Below are 7,005 nucleotides of genomic sequence, written 5' to 3'. Positions count from 1 at the left end.
AAGCAATTGAAGAAAAATAATAACTAAAGGCAATAAAATCAACTTTTCCTTCCTTTAGGATTTCTTTATCTCCTTCTTCCATAGAAAGAGTTGCACCCATACGTTTTAATTGAGCTGTACATGTATTAGAATAATAGCCTTTACACATAACATCTCCATAATAGAAATTCGGCATCATATGATATCTTCTTGCAAGAATATCATTTGGATGACAAGTTTTTGGATATGTTGTTGGATATTGGAACATACATCCTACTTTTAAAGTGGGATCAATACGATGAGCCAATATAACTGCTTTTGCACTTGCTACCATCATATTGTGAGAAACAAGTACTTTTACATCAGCTGGATTTTCATTATCTTGATAAATAATACCTGCTTGATGATAAGGTTGTTTTTGATTCATAGTTTCATTGATTTCATTAAAAGTCATCCAATATTTGACTTTGTGATGATATCTACGGAAAATAACATCACAATAATGTTCAAAGAAATCAATCAACTTTCTATTTCTCCATGAACCATATTTCTGAACAAGATATAATGGTGTTTCATAATGAGAAATTGTGACGATAGGTTGAATACCATATTTAAGTAATTCATCAAAAACTTGATCATAAAAAGCTAAACCTTTTTCGTTAGGTGTCTTTTCATCACCATGTGGGAAGATTCTTGACCAATTAATTGACATACGAAAACATTTGAATCCCATTTTTGCAAATAAAGCAATATCTTCTTTATAATGATGATAGAAATCAACACCTTCATGACTTGGATAATAGCAATCCTCATGAACATAGCTATGGATTTCTCTTGGAACACCATGACGGGCTCCCATTTCCACATCAGCAATGCTTAAACCTTTTCCATCTTCTAAATAAGCACCTTCATACTGATTCGCTGCTGTGGCTCCTCCCCATAAGAAATTGTCACTTATTTTCATAAAAAAACCTCCTTGCATGTTTAAATATACATGCAAAGAGGCTTGAAAAAAATATTTATTGAACAACATTTAACACTGTTAAAAAATTTGTCAAAAAATTGAAATATAAAACTGAACAGTGTTATTTTTTATGAGTATTATCAATTAAGATAGGATTAGTAGAACTACGCTTATTTTCAAATTTATGAGTAACATTCATTTTATATTCAAGATTGTCCATATAATTTAATGAAAAGTAAGTAGCGTATAAAATGTCTAAAAGAAAGAAAATTGATAAATTGCTATTAAAATTTGCGATATTATGAGTTAATCGTTCTCTGGTAGAAATAAAGAGATTGATATCACTCATTTGACTTAATGTATTTTCTCCAAAAGATGTCATAGAAATAAAGGGAATCTTTTTTATAATACAGGTTTGGGCCATATCAATAATATTTCCTGTCTCACCAGAATATGAAATAAAGATCACACAATCACGATTGGTAATACAATTCATTTCATATCTTTGATAATTTAAATTGTTGGTGATATAAACATTTTTTCCTATTTTCATCATTTTTTCTTTAAACGATTCTGCAATATTAAGTGCGGTTCCAAAAGAGTAAATATGAATATTTTGAGCTTTGGATAATGTAAGGACAGCTTTTTGTAAGGAATCATGTTGTAATAAGGATAAAGTATCTTTAATAGTCTCTTCATATAGAGTTCCCATTTTATTAGCAATTATAAAAAAAGTATCATTTTCATGAAAAGGAATATTAGGATCAACGGTTCCAAACTGCTGATCAAGATATTGTATTTCTTTTAAATATGCACTTTTAAAATGATCAAATCCTTTAACACCAACTTTTTCACATAGATTTAAAACTGTTCCTGGGGAAGTATATGTTTCTCTTGCGATTTTTCTGGCTGAAATATCTTTGATATCTTCACCAAGATTAATAATATAATCAGCGATAATCATTTCACTTTTTGAAAAATTATCTTTTTGAATTAATTTATCAACTAAAAGCATAGCCTCACACTCCTTATATCATTATTGTAACATATTATTCTCAAAGAAATCATGTGATTTCAAGACTTATTATTTAGAGATATTTCAATTATTCATTTTGATAAGGAGAGATATCTTGTAAGTTATTCTTTTTTCTATTAAATAATAGATTTTATATAAATGGGGCTAAATATATGGGCATAAACTGTATACCATTTTCCTGTTTGTAGTCTTTTTGCGAAAAGATATAACAATTTTTTATATGTTTTGAATATTTTTTTTCAAATTCACATATAGAATCATGTTTACCCAAACCTGAAGATTTGACCTCAATAGCTGAAATTTTACTACCTTCAGAAATTAAAAAGTCTATCTCATAATAATGAGTGCTATTTTCTTTTTGCCATGTATGATAATATAATTCTCTATCTTTTGAAGCTAATAATTGTGCCATTAAGTTTTCATATAAATATCCTAAATTTGCTGGTAATTTATCAGAAAGAAGTTTAGCATATATTTCATTTTCTGTAATAGGTCGGTCTATAAACATAAGTGTTACGAATAATCCCGTATCAGATAAATAGAGTTTATAGCTATTTAAATCTTTCGTTGAAGTCAAACTCACTTTAGGATCGGTTGAATTGTAGCAGGGTAATACAGTTTTAGAATCAAATAAATCAAATAATAATTCTTCTTCTTTAATCGTCGTTCTCTTTTTTAGCGCAGTGGACATACGGTATTTCTTTTGATCTTTAGCTAATTGAGCGGGGATTGAATGATAAAGCGCAGATATTTTTCCTGATGGATCTATTTTTTTGAAATCTTCTTCATAAAGATGAATAATTTGACGCTTTACATTATCTATAGTGGAAAAATTATTCCCATTCACATATGCTTCAACAGCTTGAGGCATACCACCGACTGCCATATATATCCTAATATCTCTCATGAGTTTTCTATTCACTTCTTGACCAATTGCTCTTTTCATATCAAACAATTGCTTTATTAAATTATAATTATTTCCTGTGGCATTGCAGAATTCTTCATAATCCATAGGATAGACTTCAATTTTCATTTCTTCAGAAGGGATTAAGATATCTTTCACATTTTTTTTAATGGATATTAAAGAACCAGTTTCAATATAATGATATCGTCCATCTTTTACCAAGTGCTTAATTGCTTGTCTGGCTTTAGGAAATAACTGTACTTCATCAAAAATAATAACTGACTCATGTTCATATAAATTAATTCCAGTGATTGCCTGTAACCTTAAAAAAAACATATCCAAATTATTAATATCATCAAAGCAGGATAATATATCAGCTGAAGCAATTGAAAAATCTATCAAAATGTATGATTTATACTCATTTTCAGCAAATAATTTAGCTATTGTTGATTTTCCTACACGTCTTGCACCTTCTAACAAAACAGCATAGTTATCAGCATAATTTGATTTCCAATCTATTAATTTATCGTAAGCTTTTCTTTTGAAATACACTGCCATCACTCCTTTTTACATTTCTTCAATATTGTTTTGTTCTAAATCATACATTTCTTCAATATTATTTTATGCCAAATCATACATTTCTTCAATATTATTTTATGCCAAATCATACATTTCTTCAAAATTATAGGTTATGAGATTGGGTATTAATATGTAATGTATATTTTATATTATGATTGATGAGATTATAATTATTCATTAATATAGGATTTTGAGTTATATTTTATAATTGATTTCAACTCATATATCTATGTATAAAATGAATATATCGTTTACTCAAATACTCACTCATGATGTCGAGTAGAACCGTTTTATATTAATCATAACAATAATATTTGTTTATTATTGTAAAGCTACGAATATAGAATGCTTTTTAGAAAATCTTTCATAATTTTTTTCATTATTCTTCTTTTTTTATGTATAGTGAAGATAGGAAAGGTGATATTATGAAAGTTTTATTATATTTTGAAAATCAGAATATGATTAGAAAATCTGGTATCGGAAGAGCACTTAAACATCAAATCATAGCATTGCAATCTCAAGGAATAGAATATACTTTAGATCCTCGAGAATCCTTTGATATTGCACATATCAACACAGTTGGACTTCAGAGTCAGTAGCTCATACATCGTTGTCATCAAATGCACAAAAAAGTCATTGTTCATGCGCATAGTACGGAAGAGGATTTTAAAAATTCATTTATTTTATCAAATCAGATGTCATCTCTATTTAGAAAACGATTAATGACAATCTATTCAAAAGAGGATTGTCTTATTACACCAACAGCATATTCAAAGAAACTCATTAGTCATTATGTCAATAAAGATATACCTATATATGCTATAAGTAATGGTGTTGATATTGAAGAATATAATGATAATGAAGAGAGAATTCAATTGTTTAAACAATATTTTCATCTTACTTCACAACAAAAAGTTATTATCTGTGTTGGCTTGTTTTTCCAAAGAAAAGGAATATTAGATTTTATTGAAATCGCTCAAAAACTTCCCCAATATACTTTTATATGGTTTGGAGATATCTCTTTATATACCATACCTCAACAAATTCGAAATGTGATTAAACATCATCCATCCAATGTGATTTTTCCTGGTTATATAACCGGTGATATTATTAAAGGTGCTTATTGTGGGGCAGATGCGTTTTTCTTCCCTAGTTATGAAGAAACAGAAGGAATAGTTGTTTTAGAAGCGTTGTCATCTTATCAACAGGTTATTTTGAGAGATATACCTGTTTATGAAGGTTGGCTTATACATGGAAAGAATTGTTATAAAGGAAAAGATAATGATGAGTTTATAGAATTGATACAAAATGTTGTAGAAAAGAAGCTTCCGTATTTAGGGAAAGAAGGGAGAAAAGTAGCTGAAGAACGTTCACTTGAAAGAGTAGGAAAACAACTAAAAACAGTATATCACTCACTTCTTTGATGTGCTTAGGCACATCTTTTTGATTAAGGGTTGCATTTTGGATTTTACCCATTGTACAATGGTTAGAAGAGGGAGGAAAACGATGAAAAATATAGATATGATTGTGATGGATATGGATGGGACATTGTTAACATCTCAACAAAAAATACTCCCATATACAAAAGAGATTTTAATGCACTTACAAAAACAAGGCGTAGCTCTTGTTTTGGCAAGTGGCAGAGATGTCAGTAGCTTAGAGTATTATGGAAAACAGTTAGATATGGATCAATATCCTCAAAGTGGTTATATTGTTTTAAACGGATTAGAAATTTATAATTCAAAAAAAGAATGTTTGCATCGAGAACAAAGACTCAAAAGAGATGATTTAATGATTTTGAATGAAATAGCACAAACATCTTGCTTTGATATGATTATTTTCTTTGAAACATGTTTATATATTTTTGATTATGGACATACAGGGATTATGGAAGAACATTTTATTGATAGAGAAAGACATATGGTTCATGATATTTATGAAATACCAGAACATCTTTTTTCTACAATAAAGAAAGTTGCATTTGTGCAAAGTGAAACAATGATGAGTGAAAAAATACCAATTCTTCAAAAACAGATGTCTTCACGTTTTAGTATATGTAGAGTAGAAAAAGATTGGGTAGAAATTAATCCAGTTCATGCTTCAAAAGGACAGGCTCTTTTGAAGTTAACACAAATTAAAAATATATCATTAGATAATGTTGTTGCTTTTGGTAATGGTGAAAACGATATAGATATGTTAAAAATAGCAGGAACTGGCATAGCTATGGATAACTCTTTTGATACAGTAAAAGAAGTTGCAGATGCCATTTGTGAAGATAATGAACATGATGGAATTGGAAAATATTTAGAGGGAGAAATAAAATGTTAGATCAAGAGAATATTTGTTTATCAGTAGAAAAAACACAAAGAGAATATAAGAGTGTTGCACCAGAGATTGTGCAAACATCTTCATTTCAATTTGATGATTTTCAACACTATGTCGATGTTAATATGAATAAGAAAAGTGCTTATACATATACAAGGGGAGAAAACCCAACATTAACAATTCTAGAAGAGAAACTAGCTCAATTAGAAAAAGGAGAATGTGCTAAAGTTTTTGCTTCAGGAATGGGAGCAATCAGCGCCACAATATTGAGCTTGGTTCAACAAAAGGATCATATTGTCATTGTGAATACTGTGTATGGATCAACTGTCAAATTCATTCAAAATCTTGAACGTTTTGGTGTTGAAAGTACAAAAATTGATGTATCTTCTACTGAAGATATATTTGCTTTTGTTAAGGAGAATACAAAAATGATTTATTTTGAAAGTCCTTCTTCTCAAAAGTTTGAAATGCTTGATTTAGAGATGATCAGTCAATTTGCGAAACAAAGAAATATTATCACAGTTATTGACAATACATGGGCAACACCATTATTTCAAAATCCTTTGGTGCATGGAATTGATATTGTTATACATTCTTGTTCAAAATATATTGGAGGGCATAGTGATTTAGTTGGTGGCATTGTCATTTCTAATCAAAAATATATACATGAAATCAATGAATTTGGTCAAATCTTTTTAGGAGCAACAATGTCCCCAATGAATGCCTGGTTAGCATTAAGAGGATTACGAACATTGCCTGTTCGTTTAAAATCTCAAGAACAAAGTGTTAAACAGGTGATACAATTTTTACAACAAAGTCCATATGTAAAAAAAATATATCATCCTATGGTTCATACATCTACTGATTTAACAGATAAGTATTTAAAGGGATATGGAAGTTTATTAAGTTTTGTATTAAAAGATGCAACACCAGATGTTATTGAAAGATTTGTTGATTCTTTAAAACATTTTACTTTGGCCTATAGTTGGGGTGGCTTTGAAAGTTTAGTCATGCCTGTATGGAAAGGAAGCAACGAAGAAGAATTGAAAAAAAGAGGCTTAGATATTGGACATATCAGAATGTATATTGGATTAGAAGAAGTAGAACTTCTTATAGAAGATTTACAAAATGCTTTTAATCATGCCTACCAATAAATATCTTTGTTATATGATATAAAAAAGGAATTGAAATAAACTAATTGAGTATTTCAATTCCTTT

At 29.0% G+C, this 7,005-nt stretch carries 7 protein-coding genes; 4 read left to right on the top strand and 3 right to left on the bottom strand.

Annotated features, from left to right (window positions below):
* From B5E75_RS12160 to B5E75_RS12150, 3 genes are all read right to left on the bottom strand, one after another.
* A partial coding sequence (locus B5E75_RS12160) for a family 1 glycosylhydrolase (RefSeq protein WP_087359585.1) occupies nucleotides 1–943 on the bottom strand: 943 nt, incomplete at its 3' end.
* A 121-nt stretch (nucleotides 944–1,064) separates the two neighbouring features.
* Entirely contained in the window at nucleotides 1,065–1,958 is an 894-nt protein-coding gene (locus B5E75_RS12155) for a MurR/RpiR family transcriptional regulator (protein ID WP_087243638.1), read from the bottom strand.
* 151 nt (nucleotides 1,959–2,109) lie between these two features.
* A complete protein-coding gene (locus B5E75_RS12150) occupies nucleotides 2,110–3,435 on the bottom strand; it encodes an ATP-binding protein (protein ID WP_087243639.1) in 1,326 nt (441 codons plus the stop codon).
* Between the two features lie 452 nt (nucleotides 3,436–3,887).
* Here B5E75_RS12150 and B5E75_RS14850 point away from each other — a divergent pair, with 452 nt between their 5' ends.
* The 4 genes from B5E75_RS14850 to B5E75_RS12135 all read left to right on the top strand — a co-directional run bounded on the left by B5E75_RS14850 (nucleotide 3,888) and on the right by B5E75_RS12135 (nucleotide 6,941).
* Nucleotides 3,888–4,061, top strand: coding sequence for a hypothetical protein (locus B5E75_RS14850; protein WP_224759530.1), 174 nt, complete (start codon nucleotides 3,888–3,890; stop codon nucleotides 4,059–4,061).
* Nucleotides 4,062–4,082: 21 nt separating this feature from the next.
* Entirely contained in the window at nucleotides 4,083–4,886 is an 804-nt protein-coding gene (locus B5E75_RS12145) for a glycosyltransferase family 4 protein (protein WP_241146668.1), read from the top strand.
* 82 nt (nucleotides 4,887–4,968) lie between these two features.
* Complete coding sequence (locus tag B5E75_RS12140; protein ID WP_087359583.1) at nucleotides 4,969–5,790, top strand: Cof-type HAD-IIB family hydrolase; 822 nt, start codon at nucleotides 4,969–4,971, stop codon at nucleotides 5,788–5,790.
* Nucleotides 5,784–6,941, top strand: a complete 1,158-nt coding sequence (locus tag B5E75_RS12135) for a trans-sulfuration enzyme family protein (RefSeq protein WP_087359581.1) — start codon at nucleotides 5,784–5,786, stop codon at nucleotides 6,939–6,941. The genes B5E75_RS12140 and B5E75_RS12135 overlap by 7 nt, the downstream gene beginning before the upstream one ends.
* Nucleotides 6,942–7,005 lie beyond the last annotated feature (64 nt).

Origin of the sequence: Massiliimicrobium timonense, from assembly GCF_002160865.1 — a bacterium.
Classification (GTDB): domain Bacteria; phylum Bacillota_I; class Bacilli_A; order Erysipelotrichales; family Coprobacillaceae; genus Allocoprobacillus.
This window is presented reverse-complemented; position numbering and strand designations above follow the sequence as displayed.

Coding starts and splice junctions, on each gene's coding strand:
- B5E75_RS12155 (WP_087243638.1), bottom strand. CDS start 1,958: ATGCTTTTAGTTGATAAATTAATTCAAAAAGATAATTTTTCAAAAAGT.
- B5E75_RS14850 (WP_224759530.1), top strand. CDS start 3,888: ATGAAAGTTTTATTATATTTTGAAAATCAGAATATGATTAGAAAATCT.
- B5E75_RS12145 (WP_241146668.1), top strand. CDS start 4,083: ATGCACAAAAAAGTCATTGTTCATGCGCATAGTACGGAAGAGGATTTT.
- B5E75_RS12140 (WP_087359583.1), top strand. CDS start 4,969: ATGAAAAATATAGATATGATTGTGATGGATATGGATGGGACATTGTTA.
- B5E75_RS12135 (WP_087359581.1), top strand. CDS start 5,784: ATGTTAGATCAAGAGAATATTTGTTTATCAGTAGAAAAAACACAAAGA.